19 protein-coding genes, 1 tRNA gene and 1 pseudogene are annotated in these 20,937 nt (G+C 43.7%); 13 read left to right on the forward strand and 8 right to left on the reverse strand.

Annotated features, from left to right (window positions below):
* Positions 1 to 40: 40 nt before the first annotated feature.
* The 3 genes from J5X94_RS12460 (at position 41) to scpB (ending at position 2,695) form a co-directional block, all read left to right on the forward strand.
* Positions 41 to 1,141 (forward strand): tryptophan--tRNA ligase, encoded by a 1,101-nt coding sequence (locus J5X94_RS12460; RefSeq protein ID WP_210541445.1) that lies wholly within the window; start codon positions 41 to 43, stop codon positions 1,139 to 1,141.
* Positions 1,142 to 1,245: 104 nt separating this feature from the next.
* The gene (locus J5X94_RS12465) at positions 1,246 to 2,124 is read left to right on the forward strand and encodes a segregation/condensation protein A (protein WP_228293261.1); all 879 of its coding nucleotides are present in this window, start codon (positions 1,246 to 1,248) and stop codon (positions 2,122 to 2,124) included.
* Positions 2,125 to 2,149: 25 nt separating this feature from the next.
* Positions 2,150 to 2,695: an SMC-Scp complex subunit ScpB gene (gene scpB / locus J5X94_RS12470; RefSeq protein ID WP_210541446.1), complete on the forward strand. Its 546-nt coding sequence runs from the start codon at positions 2,150 to 2,152 to the stop codon at positions 2,693 to 2,695.
* A gap of 111 nt (positions 2,696 to 2,806) precedes the next feature.
* On the opposite strand, the gene lolA is transcribed toward scpB, so the two are convergent.
* The 3 genes from lolA to rplU all read right to left on the reverse strand — a co-directional run bounded on the left by lolA (position 2,807) and on the right by rplU (position 4,542).
* Positions 2,807 to 3,508 carry an outer membrane lipoprotein chaperone LolA gene (lolA, locus tag J5X94_RS12475; RefSeq protein WP_026037202.1) on the reverse strand — a complete coding sequence of 234 codons (702 nt, stop codon included), beginning with the start codon at positions 3,506 to 3,508 and terminating at the stop codon, positions 2,807 to 2,809.
* 373 nt (positions 3,509 to 3,881) lie between these two features.
* The gene (gene rpmA / locus J5X94_RS12480; protein ID WP_010199200.1) at positions 3,882 to 4,139 is read right to left on the reverse strand and encodes a 50S ribosomal protein L27; all 258 of its coding nucleotides are present in this window, start codon (positions 4,137 to 4,139) and stop codon (positions 3,882 to 3,884) included.
* A gap of 91 nt (positions 4,140 to 4,230) precedes the next feature.
* Positions 4,231 to 4,542 (reverse strand): 50S ribosomal protein L21, encoded by a 312-nt coding sequence (gene rplU / locus J5X94_RS12485; RefSeq protein ID WP_010199185.1) that lies wholly within the window; start codon positions 4,540 to 4,542, stop codon positions 4,231 to 4,233.
* A gap of 568 nt (positions 4,543 to 5,110) precedes the next feature.
* Between rplU and J5X94_RS12490 the strand changes: the two genes are divergently transcribed.
* The 5 genes from J5X94_RS12490 to hemB all read left to right on the forward strand — a co-directional run bounded on the left by J5X94_RS12490 (position 5,111) and on the right by hemB (position 14,681).
* Positions 5,111 to 6,136: a polyprenyl synthetase family protein gene (locus tag J5X94_RS12490; RefSeq protein WP_210541447.1), complete on the forward strand. Its 1,026-nt coding sequence runs from the start codon at positions 5,111 to 5,113 to the stop codon at positions 6,134 to 6,136.
* 671 nt (positions 6,137 to 6,807) lie between these two features.
* Positions 6,808 to 8,211, forward strand: a complete 1,404-nt coding sequence (locus tag J5X94_RS12495; RefSeq protein ID WP_210541448.1) for an efflux RND transporter periplasmic adaptor subunit — start codon at positions 6,808 to 6,810, stop codon at positions 8,209 to 8,211.
* Positions 8,212 to 8,246: 35 nt separating this feature from the next.
* Complete coding sequence (locus tag J5X94_RS12500; protein WP_194620223.1) at positions 8,247 to 11,477, forward strand: efflux RND transporter permease subunit; 3,231 nt, start codon at positions 8,247 to 8,249, stop codon at positions 11,475 to 11,477.
* Complete coding sequence (locus J5X94_RS12505) at positions 11,477 to 13,291, forward strand: efflux transporter outer membrane subunit (protein WP_194620225.1); 1,815 nt, start codon at positions 11,477 to 11,479, stop codon at positions 13,289 to 13,291. Before J5X94_RS12500 ends, J5X94_RS12505 begins: the two co-directional genes overlap by 1 nt.
* A gap of 382 nt (positions 13,292 to 13,673) precedes the next feature.
* On the forward strand, positions 13,674 to 14,681 hold the full coding sequence (gene hemB / locus J5X94_RS12510; RefSeq protein WP_210541449.1) for a porphobilinogen synthase: 1,008 nt from the start codon (positions 13,674 to 13,676) through the stop codon (positions 14,679 to 14,681).
* Positions 14,682 to 14,803: 122 nt separating this feature from the next.
* On the opposite strand, the gene J5X94_RS12515 is transcribed toward hemB, so the two are convergent.
* Positions 14,804 to 15,781 (reverse strand): glutathione S-transferase family protein, encoded by a 978-nt coding sequence (locus J5X94_RS12515; protein WP_210541450.1) that lies wholly within the window; start codon positions 15,779 to 15,781, stop codon positions 14,804 to 14,806.
* A gap of 300 nt (positions 15,782 to 16,081) precedes the next feature.
* Here J5X94_RS12515 and J5X94_RS12520 point away from each other — a divergent pair.
* From J5X94_RS12520 to J5X94_RS12530, 3 genes and pseudogenes are all read left to right on the forward strand, one after another.
* Positions 16,082 to 16,158 (forward strand) — tRNA-Val (locus J5X94_RS12520).
* 230 nt (positions 16,159 to 16,388) lie between these two features.
* Positions 16,389 to 16,710: pseudogene (locus J5X94_RS12525) on the forward strand (hypothetical protein); the annotation flags it as partial.
* 58 nt (positions 16,711 to 16,768) lie between these two features.
* Positions 16,769 to 17,548, forward strand: a complete 780-nt coding sequence (locus J5X94_RS12530; protein WP_210541451.1) for a transglutaminase-like domain-containing protein — start codon at positions 16,769 to 16,771, stop codon at positions 17,546 to 17,548.
* 79 nt (positions 17,549 to 17,627) lie between these two features.
* Here the strand turns inward: J5X94_RS12530 and J5X94_RS12535 are convergent, their stop codons facing one another.
* Entirely contained in the window at positions 17,628 to 17,798 is a 171-nt protein-coding gene (locus J5X94_RS12535; protein WP_210541452.1) for a hypothetical protein, read from the reverse strand.
* Between J5X94_RS12535 and J5X94_RS14095 the strand changes: the two genes are divergently transcribed.
* Positions 17,797 to 18,012, forward strand: a complete 216-nt coding sequence (locus J5X94_RS14095; RefSeq protein WP_416346184.1) for a hypothetical protein — start codon at positions 17,797 to 17,799, stop codon at positions 18,010 to 18,012. The two genes, J5X94_RS12535 and J5X94_RS14095, sit on opposite strands and share 2 nt — an antisense overlap.
* Before the next feature lie 89 nt (positions 18,013 to 18,101).
* Here the strand turns inward: J5X94_RS14095 and J5X94_RS12540 are convergent, their stop codons facing one another.
* Positions 18,102 to 18,557, reverse strand: a complete 456-nt coding sequence (locus J5X94_RS12540; protein WP_010199142.1) for an Lrp/AsnC family transcriptional regulator — start codon at positions 18,555 to 18,557, stop codon at positions 18,102 to 18,104.
* Positions 18,558 to 18,705: 148 nt separating this feature from the next.
* Between J5X94_RS12540 and J5X94_RS12545 the strand changes: the two genes are divergently transcribed.
* The gene (locus tag J5X94_RS12545) at positions 18,706 to 19,623 is read left to right on the forward strand and encodes a DMT family transporter (protein ID WP_228293257.1); all 918 of its coding nucleotides are present in this window, start codon (positions 18,706 to 18,708) and stop codon (positions 19,621 to 19,623) included.
* Between the two features lie 374 nt (positions 19,624 to 19,997).
* Here the strand turns inward: J5X94_RS12545 and J5X94_RS12550 are convergent, their stop codons facing one another.
* Together J5X94_RS12550 and J5X94_RS12555 are read right to left on the reverse strand one after the other, a co-directional pair.
* Positions 19,998 to 20,147 (reverse strand): hypothetical protein, encoded by a 150-nt coding sequence (locus J5X94_RS12550; protein WP_210541453.1) that lies wholly within the window; start codon positions 20,145 to 20,147, stop codon positions 19,998 to 20,000.
* 54 nt (positions 20,148 to 20,201) lie between these two features.
* Positions 20,202 to 20,891 carry a hypothetical protein gene (locus J5X94_RS12555; RefSeq protein WP_210541454.1) on the reverse strand — a complete coding sequence of 230 codons (690 nt, stop codon included), beginning with the start codon at positions 20,889 to 20,891 and terminating at the stop codon, positions 20,202 to 20,204.
* Positions 20,892 to 20,937 lie beyond the last annotated feature (46 nt).

A 20,937-nucleotide genomic window follows, 5' to 3' on the forward strand; every position in this document is an offset into this window, starting at 1 on the left:
AAATTTATAATAATTTGATAAACCAAATAATGGATTTCCCATGAGTAACAACCGTACTTCTGATAATCAGACCTCTGATAGCCAAATATCTAATAGCTCAACGCAAGCCAAACGCATTTTAACTGGTATCAAGCCAACTGGTACGCTACATTTAGGCAATTACGTTGGTGCTATTCGTCCAGCAATTCAGTCTATTCAAAACAGTGATGATGAAGCATTTTTCTTTTTAGCAGATTATCATGGCATTATTGGCTGTTACGACCCTGCCGTCATCCATGAGTCGACCAAAGCCATTGCCGCGACTTGGATTGCCTGTGGTCTAGACCCTGAACGTGTGACGTTTTATCGTCAATCAGATGTGCCAGAAATATCAGAGCTGGCTTGGATTTTAAATTGTTCATGTGCCAAAGGTCTGATGAATCGTGCTCATGCTTATAAAGCAGCGGTCGATATCAATATGGAAAAAGAAGACGTTGATCCTGATCAAGGTATTAATATGGGGCTGTTTGGATATCCGGTGCTGATGGCAGCAGATATTTTAATGTTCAACGCCACCCATGTGCCTGTTGGTCGTGATCAAATTCAGCATATTGAGATGGCACGTGATATCGCTGGTACATTTAACCACCGCTACAAACCGCTTTTCACCCTACCCACAGCGGTAGTTGACGACAATATCCCGCTATTGACTGGTCTTGATGGGCGCAAAATGAGCAAAAGCTATGGCAATACCATTCCCCTATTCGGTGAGCATAATCCGCAAGTCAGTGCCGAAAAACAAATGCACAAAGCCATCATGAAAATCGTCACTAACTCGCAGCTGCCTGAAGAGCCGAAAGATCCTGACGACTCTGCTATCTTTGAGATTTATAAAGCCTTTGCTACGCCGCAAGAAATCGCCGACATGCGTGCACAGTTTGCTGCTGGTATTGGCTGGGGTGATGCCAAACAGGCATTATTTGACAAAATAGATGCTGAGATTGCCCCATTTCGCGAGCGTTACCAAGAGCTAATGGCCAATCCAAAAGAGTTGGAAGCAATCTTACAAATGGGTGCAGAAAAAGCCCGTCGCCATAGCCGTAAACAGTTAGACAAGACTCGCCGCGCCATTGGTATTCGTCCACTTGCCAAACTTAAATAGTCATTTAATGATGGTCACCAATACGGATATAAAACGTGGATACTGACCTACAGTATGGACAAGCAGCTGTATCACAAGCTGTCTTGTCCATAGATGCCTATCAAATGTCTGAATCTCTAACGAGTCATGACGCTACAAGTGCTACAGACCGCTCAACTATCCGTGATACGTCGTTACGCATCTATCAAACGCCAGTACAGCATTTGCCAGAAGATCTTTACGTGCCACCACAAGCATTTGCTATTTGGTTAGAGCAGTTTGCTGGACCGTTAGATTTTTTATTATATCTGGTCAAAAAAAACAACGTTGATCTGACGCAAATGCCAATACTGCCTATCACTGAGCAATACTTGGCTTACATCAGCGAATTAGATACCGAGCACTTTGAGTTGGCCGGTGATTATCTATTAATGGCATCAACGTTGATTGCGATTAAAACCGAGCTGTTACTACCTAAGCCCGAAACGCCTGCCGATGAGCGCGACCCAAAAGCTGAGCTGATTGAGCGCCTCGAGGAGTATGCACAAATTAAAGTAGCCAGTCAGCGCTTGGATAGTCTGGTACGGCTTGAGCGTGATGTGTTCTTGGCGATGGTCAGTATGCCCAGTCAAGACATCATGAATGCCGAGCTGCCGCACTACTCACCAAACTTACTGATTGATAGCTTGTTCAAAATGCAGCTACAGCCAGACTATCAAATGCATTCTATCAAGGTCGATACCATTCCACTTGCTGATCGTATTGCCAGTATTAGTAGGCAATTAAGCACGGATGGCGCGCACTCGTTTTATGAGCTGTTGGATAAAACTCAAGGTAAAATAGGTGTGGTGGTTAGCTTTGTCGCCGTGCTCGAGCTGATGAAGCGGCAACTAGTTGGTGTTGTGGTAAATTCTGCTTCTGACGATGATAGGACCTCAATGGATACGAATCAATCTGCTATAAACGAGCAAATGAGACCATTGACCTTACAGTGGTTGGCTTAATGATTTTCAAAAGAGAGCTTTCCTAATGACAGATATTCAGTGTCAACATCTTGAAGAGATAAGCAAGCATATCGAAGTGCTGTTGCATGCATCTGAAGCACCACTCCCTGCCAATGCCTTAAAGAAGCACCTGTCGTTGTCTAGTAAAGAGCTAAAACAAGCCTTAGACCTACTGAGACAACGCTTAGACACGGGCGTCCTTAGCCTACATGAAACTGCCAGTGGTTATCGCTTGCAAATCGCAGATAGCTACAGCCTCTTAATCCAACGCGTGTTCCCGCAACGTCAAGAGCGGCTAAGCCAAGCCCTACTTGAGACCTTAAGTGTGGTTGCTTATAAACAACCAGTGACCCGCAGTGATATCGAGCACGTGCGCGGTGTCACACTATCGAGCAATATATTGCGCCAATTGTTTGATAAAGGTTGGATTGAAGAGAAGGGCTATAAAGAGACTTTGGGTCGACCAGCATTGCTACATACCACTGCGCAATTCTTAGATGCATTTGGACTGAGTGATTTAGATGAGTTACCACCAATGCCAGATATGCCAGCCATCAAGACCATGGCCTAATGTTTATATCGCTTCGAAAAAAAGGACAGACCTCATTAGGTCTGTCCTTTTTTCGAAGCTGATTGGTGTAAACCAATACAGCTTGAGTGTGTCATCAATTAGCAGTACTGATTACTGATTGATAATATCAACACCCTTTGGTGGAGTAAATTTGAACTGACTGCTGCTGATGCTTGGGTTTAACTTGATACCGCTAAATTTGATAGAAGTGGTTTGACCCAAGGTATCATTTAACACCATCATCACTGGTTTACCACCGCTAAAACTCATTGATAAACTCTTAAAACTGGCACTATCTGACTTTGGATACAGCACATAATAGTTTTTATTATCGTACGGCTGGGTGATTTTAAAGCTTTGATCAATTTTACTTGGATCACCTGACAATAATAGTGCTGGGGTATTTCCCACTTGGCTATCGACGTTTTGTTTGGTCGCTTGCTCTAAATCTTTATCATAGACCCACATAGAGCTACCATTAGCAATGATCAGCTGCTGTGAGGGTGATTTTGTCTCCCAGCGAAAGTTGTTTGGACGCTGCACACTCATAGAGCCAGAAAAAGTACCGCTACTAGCGCCTTTTGTCGTTTGGCTAAAGTTGGCTGTCATGCTTTTTGTGTTTGTTAGCAGTTTATTCAAACGCGTGGCTGCTGTTAAATTGTCAGCCGGCGCGGCGGTAGCAGACTGAGTCAATGCCATCATTGGAGCTGCAACACCAAGCGAAGTCATTAATACGCCCGCTAAAGCACCGCTCATTATTTTTTGTTTTAAAGTAGTTGTCTGTTCAATCGTTTGTTTGTTTAGTAAAGTCATTATTAATTCTCTCTTAAAGTGCGTAATCGCTAAAAAATAAATGTTCTTATTAAATTTTTTGTTTTCGATAATGTTTAACTCATCAGATAAAACCAGTGTCATTAAGCAATGCGCACAGTGTGCCAGTTTTTTCATTACGCGCCTAGTCATGATTTGCAATCATTACTACGCCTGCCATACACGCTTGTAACCAACTCTGTTACACAGTACGTCAAGGTTTTTAGATACGATTTTAAAGGCTTTGATGGCTCACGAACGCAAACCTACTATAAAGTATGGATACAAAAAAGCCTCCACTACCATACGGTAATAGAGGCTTTTCTAGTCATCAGATTATTTTATTCACAGAGAATAAAATAATTCAGATGGGCAATTATGCACTTTCAACCATAACATAACGACGGTTGAATTTACCTTTGGTCGCAAACTTTACAACACCGTCATTCAGTGCAAATAAAGTGTGATCACGACCCATGCCAACGCCTTCGCCTGCGTGGAATTCTGTACCACGTTGACGAACGATGATGTTACCAGCGACGATGGCTTGACCGCCAAAGATTTTTACGCCGAGCATTTTTGGGTTTGAATCACGACCGTTACGTGACGAGCCGGCAGCTTTTTTATGTGCCATGAGAAAATCTCCTTGTTAATGTGACTTATCGCTAATGCGACAACTCTTAAGCATTTAGTGCGCTGTTTAGCAATAATTGCTAAATGGGTAATTAGGCATTAATGGCTTTGATTTTTAACAAGGTATACCATTGGCGGTGACCTTGCTCTTTGTGATAATGCTTACGACGGTTGTGCTTGACGATACGAATTTTTTCGCCGCGACCATGCTCAACAACTTCAACTTCAACGCTAGCACCTTCAACGATAGGCTGACCGATTTTGACAGTTTCACCGTCAACAATCATCAATACGTCTTCAAATTTGATTGTAGCGCCAGTTTCTGCTTTTAGTAGTTCAACTTTAAGCAATTCATCGACGACTACACGGTGCTGTTTACCACCAGTTTTGATTACTGCGTACATTGTATGACTCCGTTTAACCCGTGTGCCGTGGCTGATGTTATACCAACGCTTTTACGACGAACACGACAGGGAAAAATTAAAGGCAAGATTTTACGGCTTTTTGCTCATAAAAGCAAGCCGCGCCTCTTGTTTTTGTAAGGTGGTTACACTAATGACAATCACTCATCCTGCTATATCTACTGCTGATTATAAGAGCGTCATAGACAACAATTCTAATATGAGCATACAAAACAGCAATGACGAATGATCGATTAAGCCCAACAGCGGTTATTATAACTCATGCAATCAGTTACTTACAGCCTTTTATGAGTCATTTATGTGATTAAAAATTTTTAAATAAGCTAGGGAACATATATTCAAAATATAAGAGGTTTTTACAGTTTTTATTCTTCTTAACCCGCGCAGTAAAGCGTGTATAAAACATTTTTGTTCTGCTTCTGCTATATACTTTAACCCACAATTTAAACGTACAGCTATGCTATTATAAGCAAAACGATACCTTACCTATAGATAGATAAAGTCAAGGTTATAAAAACTCTCTTTATTCTTATTAATATGACTATTTATTATGACTATTACCTCTTCAACTAATACCTCTTCTATGACTCAATCCATGCCTAGCTATGCTGATATTCAAAGTATCGTCGCTGATGATTTTGAGGTCATGGACAAGCAAGTATTTGGTAGTCTCAACTCAAAAGTACAGCTCGTCATGAGCGTCTCGCAGCATGTAATCAATGCTGGTGGCAAACGTATGCGTCCACTGATTACCTTATTATGTGCCCGCATGTTCAATGACAATCCATCAGAAAAAGCCATGCATTTAGCTGCCATCACTGAGATGCTGCATACTGCTACCCTCGTCCACGATGATGTCATTGATGAGTCAGGACAGCGCCGCGGTAAGCCAACGGCGAATGCCACATGGGACAATGCCACCGCAGTATTGGTCGGTGATTACCTCATTGCCCGAGCTTTCAACCTACTGGTCGGTTTTCAAAGCTTGCCATTGTTGCAAGTGTTCTCGGATGGTACTTGTGATATTGCTGAAGGTGAAGTGTTGCAGCTACAGCATCAGCATAACCCTGCCGCGACAGAAGAAGACTACTTACGCATTATTGATGGCAAAACCTCACGTCTGTTTATGATGGCGACCCAAGGTGCCGCTATCTTGCAAGACAAGACAGAATATATGACGGCGTTGGGTGATTTTGGTCAACACTTTGGCAATGCCTTTCAGATTATCGATGATGTGCTTGATTATAGTGGCGATAGTGAAGTGATGGGCAAAAACCTAGGCGACGACCTTGCTGAAGGCAAACCTACTTTACCAACGATTAAAGCGCTTGAGTTGCTAAAAAACAGCGATACAGAAGGCTATGAGCAGCTCCGCATTGCCGTACAAACTGGGAAAACGCCTAACGCTGAACAGCTTATTGATTTGGTGCGCCGCTCAGGCTCATTAGATTATTGCAAACAGCGTGCTTTGGAAGAAACCAAATTGGCGCAACAAGCACTGAGCACGCTACCAGACAATCGCTATCGTCAAGGTTTGCATCAACTGACCGAGCTTGCTAGTGCACGTTTAGTGTAGATAGTGTAGCAGCATCGTTTTTTAACGGTTATTAGTCTCGATTTGCGTTTCTATTGTGATACTAATTTATGCATAGTAGAAACTATTGAGCCCTATTTTTATGGTCATAATTAGTAGTTGATAAATTCTTTATTTTGTTTACAAACCCCAATTTTCATCGTTTAAAAGCCTCAATGATTATGTGGTTTATAAATATAACAAAAGTTTACAATATGTTTTGATAGTAGGTTGTATGTCGCCCTATTAGCGGTTAACTAAGGTGAGGCTTACTATAGCGGCACTTCATTTATTCATAAAACGTAATATTGCCGCTTTTTGCCGCCTTCCCTCTCCTAAAGTACTTGACTGTGGGGTAACCCCATTAGTTTATAATAACTGATTAAATTTACTAATCAACTCTGTGGCTTGCCTACATCTATGATGCTAAAAACCTTGCCTCATGATTCATCATACAAACGTAAGAACTGGGCATTCTAATCATTACGTGATATTAAAATTGGTTCTATTAAAACTGATATTATCGAAAGTGATCTGAGCAAGATATGGCATGTACTTAGCGTTAAGACTGCCCCTATATTTAATACCTTTAAAATTTCATACGTTAAGATTTATTTACTTATAAATTTTTTATACTGTCACTATTTATTTTATACCTATTGCCGAGGACATTGATGAAGCACTCTACTCTTGCGCTTGTAATAGCATCTGTACTATCTGGAGCTGTACTGATTGGCTGTGACAAAAACGAGGACGCCGCTGGCGCAGATGCCGCACAACAGCAGATGCCGCCTGCGGTTGTTAACGTTCAGACTGTCACTCTCGATACTGTACCCCAAGTACAAACATTCTCTGGACGCACTGCGGCCTATCAAACCGCTGACGTTCGTCCACAGGTTAATGGCGTCATTGACGAGGTACTGTTCCGTGAGGGCGGTAACGTCAAAAAAGACCAGCCTCTCTATCGTATCAATACTGATAACTATGCCACTTCTATCACCAGCGGTGAAGCAGCAGTTGCTCAGTCTCAAGCCAATTATCAGACTGCACTGGCCAATAACGCCAATGCCAAAGCTGAATTGGGCAGTCGCCAAGCTTCATTAGCCCAAGCGGTCAATGATTTTCAGCGACTACAAGGTCTTGTAGAGATCGACGCTATCTCTAAACAACAATACGATCAAGCACAGACAGAAGTCCGTACAGCTCAAGCTGCAGTAGAAAGTGCGCGTGCAGCCGTTGGTCAGACGCAAGCAGGTATTGAAAGCGCGAAAGCGGGTATCCAAACGGCTCAAGCAGGATTGGAGTCCAGCACGTTAGATCTTAACCGTACGATTGTCCGGGCACCGATCTCAGGTCGCACAGAGCGCTCGAATGTGACTGCGGGTACCTTGGTAAGCGCCAGTCAAGCCAGTCCGTTGGTGACTATTTCGCGTCTAGACCCTATCTATGTAGATATCAGTCAATCATCGTCTGAGCTGCTCAAATTACGCCAGCAAATATCTGAAGGCAAAGCACAGCCTGGTATGAACTCGGTTGAATTGGTTCTAGAAGATGGCTCAGTCTATCCTGTACGTGGCAAGCTTGCATTATCTGAAGCAAAGGTTGATGCGTCAACTGGCGCTGTGACCTTACGTGCCATCTTCCCGAACAGCAATAACATCTTGCTGCCGGGTATGTATGTCACTGCACGCTTGACCCAAAGCATCATTACCAATGCCGCGCTAGTGCCGCAAAGCGCAGTGTCACGTACGCCTAAGAGTGAGACGCAAGTCTATATCGTCGATGAAAACAATAAAATCCAAGTACGTCCAGTCACTATTAATGGTACTTATAACGGACAATGGGTAGTTACTGACGGTCTAAAAGCAGGTGATAAGGTCGTGATTATTGGTGGCTCAAAAGTCAAACCTGATCAAGAGGTAGTCGCTAAGCCATTAGAAAGCGCCAATCCAGCACCATCTGCAAAAGGACAAGGCACGCCAAACGCCAAAACGCCTCAGCAAGCTGCAAAAACGGTGGATAAGCCAGCTGGTAACGGAACTTCTGCTAAGAAACCTACAGAAACCACTGCTAACTAATTCCATTCAAAGATAGGAAGACTTAGGGATATACTATGTCACGTTTTTTTATTAATCGCCCTATTTTTGCATGGGTGTTGGCTATTTTAGTCATGCTCATCGGGGTGATATCGGTCATTAACCTACCGATCGAACAGTATCCACGTATTGCACCACCGACCATCTCAGTCAGTGCCAGCTATCCTGGTGCTAACGCACAAACTGTCGAGAACTCAGTCGTACAGATCATTGAACAACGTATGAAGGGTCTTGATGGTCTGATGTATATGTCGTCATCGAGCTCGTCAAATGGTAGCGCCTCAGTGACGCTTACCTTTGAGAATGGTACTGATTCTGATACCGCACAAGTACAAGTACAGAACAAACTGCAAGCCGCGATGAGTTCCTTGCCTGAGTCTGTTCAGCGTCAGGGCGTCAACGTCAATAAATCGTCTAGCAGCTTTTTGATGGTGCAAGCATTTATTTCTGAAGATGGCACTATGGATCGAGCAGATATTGCCGATTACATTAACTCCAATGTCGTTGATTCGATCAGTCGTGTAGAGGGTGTGGGTGAAGTTCAAGTCTTCGGCTCTACCTATGCGATGCGTGTATGGCTTGACCCTTCACGCCTACGCAGCTATAACATGGTACCGTCTGATGTCGTCAATGCAATACGAGCGCAGAACGCGCAAGTATCTGCTGGTCAGCTAGGTCAAGCACCTGCTGATACCGATCAACAGGTTATCAATGCCACCGTTACAGTGCAAAGCTATCTACAAACACCTGAAGAATTCCAAAATATTCTGTTAAAAACAGATACCTCAGGCGCCCAAGTACGCTTAGGCGATGTGGCAGATGTCGAAATCGGTAGTGCAGACTATAGTGTAGTATCGCTATATAACGGTCAAGAAGCTGCCGCTTTGGGTATTTCACTCGCAGGTGGTGCTAACGCGCTTGAGACTCGTGAAGCCGTTGGCGCACGTATGGCGGAGCTAGAAAAAAACTTCCCAATTGGTCTAGCCTCAGTCGTTCCTTATGACACCACGCCATTTGTACGCTTGTCTATCGAACAAGTCGTCATGACCCTCATTGAGGCGATTGTGTTGGTATTTATCGTCATGTTCATTTTCTTACAGAACTGGCGTGCAACTATTATTCCGACGCTTGCCGTACCTGTCGTTTTATTGGGCACGTTCGCAGTGCTTTATGTAGCGGGCTTTAGTATCAACGTGCTGACCATGTTTGCGATGGTACTATCCATCGGTCTACTGGTCGATGATGCGATCGTTGTGGTAGAGAACGTTGAACGTATCTTAGAAGAAGATCCTCATATTTCTATTAAAGACGCGACCATTCAATCGATGGGTGAGATTAGTAAGATTGTTATCGGTATTGCTTTGATTCTATCAGCAGTATTTGTACCGATGGCCTTCTTCGGTGGTTCGACAGGCGTAATTTACCGTCAGTTCTCCATTACTTTGATTACTGCTATGGTGTTATCAGCCATTGTCGCCCTTGTTTTCACCCCTGCGCTATGCGTGACCTTATTAAAACGTGGCAAGAGCCATGAAAAAGGCAACGAAGAAAAGCAAAAAGGCTTTTTTGGCTGGTTTAACCGCTCATTCTTTAAGCTTAGTCGTTCATACGAAGGCTTTGTCGGTAAAAGCTTTCGCTTCAAATGGCTATATTTGATTGGTTATGCGGCCATTATTGGCGTCATGGTGGTGGTATTCTTACGTATTCCCGGCTCATTTTTACCAGAAGAAGATCAAGGTATTATGTTTACCTTGGTTCAGCTTCCTGCTGGTTCGACGTTAGATGAAACACAAGAAGTGCTCGATAAAGTAAGAAATTATTACGACACTCAAGAAACCGATAACATTGCCTCCGTCTTTACCATTGCAGGCTTCAGCTTTGCAGGTCAAGGGCAAAATATGGGACTGGCATTCGTTCGCCTGTCAGATTGGGAAGCGCGTTCGGGTGATGAGAACACTGCTCAGGCTGTTGCTGGTCGAGCAATGGGTTACTTCTTTACCCAATTAAATGAAGCGCAAGTTTTTGCGATTGTACCGCCAGCCATTACCGAACTTGGTAACGCCAGTGGTTTTGATTTGATGCTCCAAGATAATGGTAACCTTGGTCATGATGGGCTACTTGAAGCACGAAACATGCTGCTAGGCATGGCAGCGCAAAACGATCAAGTCGCTGGTGTACGTCCTAACGGTCAGGAAGACTCACCGCAGCTTAAGGTGAATATCAACCAAGAGCAAGCTGCCGCTTATGGCTTGTCATTAGGTAATATCAATAGCGTTATCTCAACCGCTTGGGGCTCAAGCTACGTTAATGACTTCATTGATCGTGGTCGTATTAAACGCGTCTTTGTTCAAGGTGAAGCGAGTAGCCGTACCAATCCTGATGATATTGGTAAATGGTATGTGCGAAATGAAATGGGCGATATGATCTCATTTAATGCTTTTTCGACCAGTGAATGGCAATCAGGCTCACCACGTCTGACCCGCTACAACAGCTTACCGTCTATGAACATCCAAGGTAGTGCTGCGCCCGGTCTAAGTACTGGTGAAGCCATGAGCTCGATGGAAGCCATGATTGAGAAGCTACCTGAAGGTATCGGTTACGAGTGGACAGGTATGTCACTAGAAGAGCAAAAGTCAGGCGCTCAAGCACCGATGCTCTACGCGCTTTCAATCTTAGTCGTGTTCTTATGTTTGGCAGCCCTGTATGAAAGCTGGTCTATCCCCTTCTCTGTCCTACTAGTCATTCCACTTGGGGTATTAGGGGCAGTGATATTTACGTGGTTGCGAGGTTTCGCCAACGATATTTACCTGCAAGTAGGTCTATTGACGGTGGTTGGTCTATCGGCCAAAAACGCCATCTTGATTATCGAGTTCGCTAAAGAGCATCAAGAGGAAGGCTATAGTCTAAAAGAGGCAGTCATGACAGCAGCACGCCAACGTCTGCGCCCCATTATCATGACCTCACTTGCCTTTGGTCTAGGTGTTGTGCCATTATTCTTGGCGAGTGGTCCAGGTTCAGGCAGTCAGAACGCCATTGGTACCAGTGTGGTTGGCGGTGTTGTAACGGCGACCCTCTTAGGCATCTTCTTTATCCCAATGTTCTACATTTGGATACGCAGTGTGTTCCCTCACAAGTATGACAACAATAAGCCAAATGATAAAGGCGATGGCGACAATGGTACGCCTGCTCCTCAGAACCCAACTCCCTCAGAGAGTTATCAGCCTGCAAGCCTTGGAGACAATACATAATGAGTGCTCAAAAAACATGTACAACCAATACTACAGCGGTGGTAGCCTCTGCTACCCTTGCGCGCCCAGTTCTATCACGCATGCGCAAGAACAGCGGTCGTTTAATCGGCTTGACTGCTTTAGCGATGAGTATGGCGGCTTGTAACACCATTCCAAAAGCCGATACTCGCCCTGTACTTGCTGAGCCCAATATCTCTATTGAACAAGCCTACGGGGCGTTCGACAAGGAAACGGCTAGTAACGCGTCACAGCCAAGTATTGCGGGTCAACGCTGGCAAAACTTCTACAGCGATGAGCGTCTAAAAGGGCTGATTGCTTTAGGACTTGAGAACAATAAAGACTTTGAAAGTGCCCGTTTAGCCATTGAAAAAGCACGAGCGCAATATCAAATCACCGATATTAACGACCTCCCAACCATCAATGGTAGTGGCGGCTACACGCGCCAAGCACAGAATAGAACCGACAAAAACCCCAACAGTAGTTATAACGTCAACCTAGGATTGGCCAACTATGAGCTGGATTTTTGGGGTAAGATTTCTAGCCTAAAAGATCAAGCGTTGCAGAATTTTTTGGCGACTACAGCCGCGAAGGATTCGACTCAAATTAGTCTAATCAGTAATATTGCCCAAAGCTATGCCAATTTAAGCTATAGCTTGGCACAGCTTAAGCTGGCAGAAGCTACTGTTGAGAGTCGTGACAGATCATTGTTTATTGCGAGCAAACGTTTTGAGGCAGGCATTGATCCTAAACTGCCTTCACTTCAAGCCAGTGCTTCTTTAGAAAATGCTAGGCTTGCCGTATTACGGGCACAAAGCAGCATCTTGACCTCACGTAATGCATTGCAATATTTGATTGGTGCTTCTATTCCAAACGAGTTGATTCCAACACCGGCAGTCAGCAATATTACTAGCCAGCAACTCTTTAATGCCGGCTTACCAAGTGAGTTGTTACGCTATCGCCCTGATGTCCTACAAGCGGAATACAACCTAAAAGCTGCGGGTGCCAATATCGAAGTGGCACGTGCGTCTTACTTCCCTTCTATTAGCTTAGCAAGTAGTGTTGGTGTCAGTAGCGGTAGCTTAGATGATCTATTCAAAAGCGGTGCAGTCGGCTGGTCTTTTGGCCCAAGTATTAGTGTCCCAATCTTTGATGCAGGACGTTTGGATGCTGAATACAATGTGGCTAAAATCGAGCGTGAGCAGACGCTTTCGAGTTATGAGCGCTCTATCCAAACCGCATTCCGCGAAGTGTCGGATGTGCTAGCGACGCGCGCCACCTTGGGTGAGCAGTTAGAATCCCAGTATCGCCTACAAGATAACTTTGAGCAAACCTATCAAATTGCCGATGCACGCTTTAAAGCGGGTGTTTCCAACTATCTAGATGTCCTCGATGCCCAGCGTTCGTTATTCTCAACCCAGCAGGGAATTTTGGATTTAGAACTACAAAAACTTGTCAGCCAAATTGAGTTGTACCAAGCGCTCGGTGGCGGTGCTAACCTTGACGTGCCAACGGTCATCCCTGTGCCGCAATATACCAACTTGGTTCAAGTCGTTAACCTACCTGCCTATAGCAACAAGGTAAAAGCGGCTAACGCGATTGATGCGGCGAGCTCAGCACGTGTGGCGTCTGTACAAGAAGCCATCGCTATCAAACAAGCGCAGCCGTCAGAAACCACTACCTTTGAGCCGACTGCTATCGTCGATGTCAATAGCGATGGTAAAACAGATGCTGCAGTGGGTGTGATTACCGAAGAGACGCGTTTCAATGAAAATAGTGTTGAGCAAGTGCCGGTCACACAGATTGTTGAGCCTTAAATGGTTCGATCTTAAAATCGTGACATCACAGTATCCTCGTATTGACAGTTGATAAGTACCATTAGCCCTGCCGACTTGGTAGGGCTTTTTGCTTTTATCAGCTGTCTTTGGTTATAGTAGAATCAATCACTATGCTAACGGCTATTTTGTTAGCGCCCATTTTCAAATATTAAATCTATAGTCGATGCTAAATAAAATAGATACACGACGTTATGATGCGTGACTGGTACAGTTTTTTTTGCTTGCTGTGCCTACGCAAACAGAGACTACAAAAAATTTATATCAGTTTCGCTGTCTCTTTTTTATATTGAACTGACTATATCAGCACCTATGCTCCAATGATATGAAGCGATAACCATTAAAACGATCGTAAGGAATGATTATGACCTATACCTTTAACCGCCAATACCCTGCCACTCGCCTGCGCCGCCTGCGTTATAACGATAATGTACGGGCTATGATTCGTGAAGTAGAGCTACATCCTAAGCATTTCATCGCCCCCGTATTTGTCTTAGAAGGACAAAATCAGCGCGAAACCATCGCTAGTATGCCGGGTGTTGAACGCCTGTCAGTTGATTTGCTGATTGATTATGCCAAGGAATTATTAGCAGAAGGTGTCACCACTATCGACATCTTCCCTGTCATTGATAACTCACTAAAAACGCCTGATGGCAAAGCAGCCTATGATGAAAATGCCCTGACTGCACGTACGATAAAGGCGGTCAAAGACGCTGTGCCAGAAATGGTCGTCATGACCGATGTGGCATTAGATCCTTATACTTCACACGGTCAAGACGGCCTGCTCGATGACAGTGGCTATGTCATCAACGATGCAACCATCGAAGTATTGGTCAAGCAAGCGTTAGTACACGCCCGCGCGGGTGCTGATATCATCTCGCCTAGTGACATGATGGATGGTCGTATCAAAGCCATGCGTGATGCGTTTGAAGCAGAAGGTTTTGTGAATACCGCGATTATGGCCTACTCAGCCAAGTATGCCTCTGCATATTATGGTCCATTCCGTGATGCGGTCGGCAGTGCTGGCAATCTAAAAGGTGGGCACAAGAAACAATATCAGATGGACTTTGGCAATCGCGCTGAAGCACTGCATGAAGTCGCCATGGACATTAACGAAGGCGCTGATATGGTCATGATAAAACCTGGTCAACCATACTTAGATTTGATTCGTGAAGTCAAAAATACCTTTGGCGTACCAACCTTTGCTTATCAGGTCTCTGGCGAATATGCCATGCATATGGCTGCTATCCAAAACGGCTGGTTGAGTGATGCGGTAATTCTAGAGTCATTAATTGGCTTCCGCCGTGCTGGGGCTGATGGTATCTTGACGTACTTTGCATTAGAAGCTGCCCGTCAGCTAAACAACGCTTAGTATTGAACTACCTTTCATGTCGTAAAAAAGCCCCAGCTGCTTCATAGTCGCTGGGGCGATTGTTTATACTGCAACTCTATTTGAGGCAAAAGATTTTTATTGTGCTTACGAAGTATCGATATTTATAACTGCTCACGATTATGCGCTGTCATAAAATCAATAGCAGGACCAACAGGTATGATACGAGTGGGATTGATATTGGCATGACTGGTGTAGTAATGCTGCTTGATGTGAGTCATATTCACCGTCTCTGCAATACCTGGCACTTGGTATAAATCACGCAGATAGCCCCACAGATTTGGATAATCAACAATGCGATGCAGATTACATTTAAAATGCCCAACATAAACAGCATCAAAGCGCACCAAGGTGGTAAACAGTCGCCAATCGGCTTCGGTTATAGTGCTGCCTGTTAGATAACGCTGGCGTGCCAAGCGCGCCTCAAGTGTATCTAGTGCCGCAAACAACTCAATCACGGCCTCTTCATAGGCCTCTTGTGTGGTCGAAAACCCAGTTTTATACACGCCATTGTTGATAGTAGAATAGACAAAGGTATTGATATCATCGATTTCGCGCAACAGATCTGCTGGCAAAAAATTACCTGCTAAGGCACCAACTTCGTCGAAAGCTGAATTAAACATGCGAATGATTTCAGATGATTCATTACTCACAATCGTATTGGTCTTCTTATCCCATAAAATCGGCACTGTGACACGGCCTGTATAATCTGGCTTTGCTTTGGTATAAAGCTCATACGCATAGTCTGCATGGATAACTGGGTCAGCAACGACGCCTGCATCATCTGCAAATGTCCAACCGTGCTCACTCATATAGGGATTAACCACGGATATTGGGATGAGGTCTTCTAAACCTTTGAGCTTACGATAAATCAAAGCACGATGCGCCCAAGGACACGCAAGCGACACATATAGATGGTAACGATCAGGTTCGGCTTTAAAGCCCTCAATACCTGTTGGTCCTGCACTGCCATCCACGGTCACCCAGTTTCTAAAACCTGCGTCTTCACGCTCAAAACGTCCACCGTTGGCTTCTGTCTCGTACCATTTGTCTTGCCATTGTCCGTCTACCAATAAGCCCATATTATTCTCCGACTATTTCTAATTTTCATTTGACGCTGTTAGGCATGCCTGAATCTAAGTCATTACTATTATGACTTTCACTTCAGTTAGAGAGATATCATACCAGTTATAGGCACTTATCCATTATAATTAACAATAAAAACTAAACTTATTAAATGATATATTTAGTAAATATACACAAAAGAATATTCTGTAGTGCTTAATATAGACTTCAATTCTAAATATAATAATAATAAGGCAAGATTATGATAAAAAAGACTTGCAAAGTCTGAGAAACTTGCTAAAATGCTCAACCTAAATAGGCGTATAGCTCAGTTGGTTAGAGCGCTACCTTGACATGGTAGAGGTCAGCAGTTCGAGTCTGCTTATGCCTACCAAATTTAGAAAGCCCCAATCTCACGATTGAGGCTTTTTTTTGTCCGCAAAATATGGGCTGTAGAGGCAAAAGAACGTTGACACCAATTAGAACACTCACTTTTCCGACCCTAATTAAACTGTATCAAAAAACGTGTGTGCCCAAATTGTGCCTAAGTTGCGCCTGCTCTCTATTTTGCCTATCTTTCAGAGTAGCACTTTCGACCTCTACCCTAAATTATTTAAAACACTCTCAAGTGGCACAACAGGCGATTCATACGATAATGCCTTGGCTGAAATCATCAACGGGCTATATAAGTCTGAAGTGATTGAGTACCTAAAAGAGCAGTGGCATGGGGTGAACGATGTTGAACTGGCAACCCTTGAATGGGTGGCACTTCGAGCACACTCTCGTCTTGCAAAGCTAAATCGATAGTTAATCGATAGTTAATCGATTTTTAACGTTTCTCAGGTCTAATAAAGCCCGACTGCATAGTGCAATTGGTTATGTCTCACCTTTTGAGTTTGAAAAGCGGTATTATGATAATTTAGCCCTGTCAGGCATTGCTGATTGACTTAAGTAAACAGTCTCCGATATAGCCCGCCAGATCACTACCCTTAGGGAATTCGAACATGATCCTGAAACTTAACGTTAAACTCCATTATCGGCTCTCCGAGCCGATGGACCTTTTGCTTCAGATCGAAGCTGCCGATCTTGTGGATCAGCGGGTGCGTTCGACCGAGATTTGGACATCAGACGTTGCGCATTTTTCACGGGTCGCCGCCGATGATGGCATAGGAGAGCGGATTTGGATCCGCGCCGAAGGGGATTTTAGCTGCACTTACATCGCAGAAATTGCCGTTGACCGTCCTATCTTGGACATATCGGCACTGCCCCAAACGCCACTTCACCTTTTACCCGGAGAGACAATCAAACATTTGATGCCGTCTCGCTATTGCCCGTCAGACGAGTTCCAAGCCTTCGTGGACGCCGAGTTTGGCGATCTCGCTGGCGGCGCACGGATTGCCGCGATGCGTGATTGGATCGAGTCGGCGTTTAGCTATGTGCCCGGATCGAGCCACGCACAAACCACCGCGCTCGACAGCTTTGTTCAACGTCAGGGCGTCTGCCGCGACTTCGCGCATGTTCTCGTGACACTAGCGCGTGCGTCGTCGATACCCGCTAGGTTCGCGAGTGTTTATGCGCCTGATGTGACGCCACAGGACTTCCATGCCGTGGCCGAAGTCTATCTCGGGGGAAGCTGGCACCTCATTGATCCGACCGGCATGGCAGATGCCGACACGATGGCACGCATCGGTGTTGGATCTGACGCTTCCAGCGTCGCGTTCTTAACCTCGTTCGGCTCCATGGAATTTGTCAACCAATCGGTATCCGTGACCAGACAAGCTTAGTATCCTGACCCTAGGCATGCGGGTCTGCGATTAAGACACTGACCGCCGCCATCACAGGAGGTAGGCGGCAGTCAGTGTCTTAATCGGTTTCGCGCTCTTCACCCTGCGGATCAAGGACAAGGACAAGGACAAGGACAAGGACAAGGTAAGCATGCCATGTTGCGTGTCCAAGAATAAAGCGAGACCAAGATATGCTACAAACGAGTAACGGCGTTGGTGTTATTTTTTCAAGACAGATGTTGTCTCTCATGCACGATAAAAGCTTTACTAAAGCGTCTCGGGCTGCTGCCTTTTTAGGACTGATCCCTATTAATTCTCTAAACCCATTTTCAAAGTGGTGTATTCGTTCAATGATTTATCAGTATATGTTCGGTGCACTATACAGGCATCGAACTGCTAGTGTTAGATATGAACTTAATGACTATAAAATCGACAGCATGGGTCATTATGATCGAGCTGTCTGATTAAAACCTCCCATGTTAGTTTCTACAATTTCTTCAGAATAGTTCAATTGACATTGTAGTTTAGCGAACTGGATTGCACTCAAAAAAGATCACATAAAAGTAGGCAACGTCGTTTTATGGATCACTTGTCTAACTGATAAGTGGGTATGTATGTCTTTAACACTAGTAAGCTTATGTAGCTTACGAGTAAATTCCTCATAACCGTTGAGGTCTGGGCTTACCACCTCTAATAAGTAATCGTAAGAGCCCGAAACAACATGTCCGTTAATAACCTCATCCATCTCAGATAACGCTTTTTCAAAGGCTGTAATTGATTCTTCTTGATGATTACTTAGACTAACTTCTACAAAAAAGCTCATCGTAATACCAACTTTAGCTTTGTTTACGTTCGCCTGATAGCCCTCTATATAAAACTCATCTTCTAAACGTTTCAAGCGCCTGGCACAAGGTGAGGGTGACAACCCTATTCGCTCGGCTAATTCAGCCGTTGATAAGCGTCCTTCTTTTTGAAGCACTTCCAAAATATGACGATCAATTTTATCCATAAATTACCTCTCTAGCGTTTTCAGCCAAAATTTCACAGTTATTTAGCATTATCCATCAAATAACTGTGAAATTGCAATCAATAAACAGAGATAAAGGCGTGGCTTTTGATTGATAATTGGTTTTTAAAGATAAGCATAAGAAATCAATATGAATACAGCATTTCAGTCCTCACCACGTAAAAACCCCTTATTCATAATGTCGCCGCTAATGAAAGGCTATGTGGCTATGATTATTGTGTTATTTATCTGGTCAGGCTTTGCATTAACTGTTCGAGCTGTTGGTGCGTCGTCGTTAAGCATTGCTGATGTCATGTTAATTCGATTTAGCGTACCCCTACTTTTATTGACGCCATGGGTATTGTCTAGTTTGAAGGAAATCAAAAATATTAGATGGTCTGATATCACGTTTATTATGCTTGGCGGTGTTCCTTTTCTCTTGCTAGCCACTTTTGGCGCGAGCACTGCTCCTGCAGCTTACGTTGGCACTATTTTGACAGGGACGCCAGTATTCTTTGCCGCACTCTTGTCCTTTATTTTTTATCGTCAAAGGATCTCGCTGAGTAAATTTTTGGCATTTCTTCTTATTCTCTTTGGCATAGCCACTATGATTGTCGGGAATGCAAGGTCAATACCTGACAGTCTTCTACATGGCGCAGCCTTTTTACTGATAGCGAGTCTGGTTTGGGCGGGTTACACCTTAGGCTTAAAGAGTACGAAATTGAGTCCAATAGCTGTTGCTATCGTGCTTTCTTATACGTCATTCTTTGTGACATTAGTGATGGTTCTATCTGGTATTTTGAAGACAAATCTAGGGGTTATTTCTTTTGACGACGCCCTACCTTTTATCTTAGTACAAGGCGTTGGCGTCGGTGTCATCTCAACCATTGGATTTTCTTATGCGGTCAATAAACTTGGTTCTATTCGCTCTTTGTTACTTGGCTCCCTGTCTCCCGGATTAACCGCATTACTCGCAGCGTTGGTACTTCATGAAGCCTTATCAATCGCAATGATATGCGGCATAGCGTTAAGCACAATTGGTGTCATCCTGTCTAATCGAGCGAAATAAATAACGACATGTCCTCATTTTAAAGATGAAGATAAAAAAGAAATAAATTACCGTCAAACACTGTTTGGCAGAATTTATCACCTCTATAGTTATACTTCCATGAAGTGTCAATTCAATCTTTTCCCTGTACTCCATTTTGTCGATAAGCAGTATATGTATTGTCTGTACCAGATATTAGTCTTTCTACCTTACTTGCAAACATGCGAGCAGATGTAGCTCCTAGCTCCGCGACTAAAACCAACTACATCTCAGTACACTGTTATCGGCTTCTTATTACCCTTATATTGTTTATCTACTTTAGCTAAATATTGTTCCAAGTAACCAATCATAGTATTTACTCGTCTAACTATGGATAGTCCAAACCCACCATCCGTTTAATCACCTTTTTCTCCAGTATACGGATCTGTCGTAGCGTTACCTGAAATATAGAATGCATTATTTTCAGCAAATTTGCCAAATGCTTTATTCTGTTTAGTTATTTTTTTAACATCGACTTTTCCAGTTTTCTTATTAATGTCAAACATGCGTGGCTCATTCACATCAGCTTGATAAGCATCTCTAAACTTCACTACATTACTCTACTTAGTTGTTGGAGAGGATAAATACCTTATGTATTCATCTGTAGTCACTGAAAAATCAGGGTTAAAAGTAATTTCATATTCCACGAATGAACTTCTTGCATAGTTGTAAGGGCTTAAGTTGTCATATTTTTGCATGACTTCGCGAGGATAGAAGGTATAGGTGTGCCAATCAATAGCGTTTTTTGACGCGCGTTTGGCTTCACGTACTGCTTTATACTCTGGTATGTTAAATAAATTTTCGTAAAAGTCGTCTCTCGCTTTTTCAAAGGCGGCTTTAGATTCATAGTTTTCTTCTAAAAGAGGTTCATCGACAAATGCTTCTCTCGGTATAGGCGGAAATTTATGATACTCTTCATTTTCTGATAGCCATATTCCGTATCGAAATACTATCTTTTCAGGTAATAGTATTTCTTGACTCAATGCGCAGTGACTTACATCAAACTTACCGTCAGGTGTATTACTACAAACTACGGGAGTTGTCGCTTCAACGATCATTTGAGGCACATTATTGTAGTTATTCTCTTTATCCTCTGGAAACCATGCCGCAGAGTTCTGCCCGACGGTAACGATAAGACCAGGCCCAAATCGAGTAGACTGTTCTCCGTCTTTAAAATTGCTACAGCCTAATAGTGGTATCGTGAGCACCAGACCTAAATTGATTAGCATTACTTTTAACAACATTTTCATTGTATGCCCCTAACTTTTTGGCTTTGACGCACTTAGTTCGCTAAGA

The organism is Psychrobacter sp. K31L, assembly GCF_017942195.1.
Taxonomy (GTDB): domain Bacteria; phylum Pseudomonadota; class Gammaproteobacteria; order Pseudomonadales; family Moraxellaceae; genus Psychrobacter; species Psychrobacter glaciei.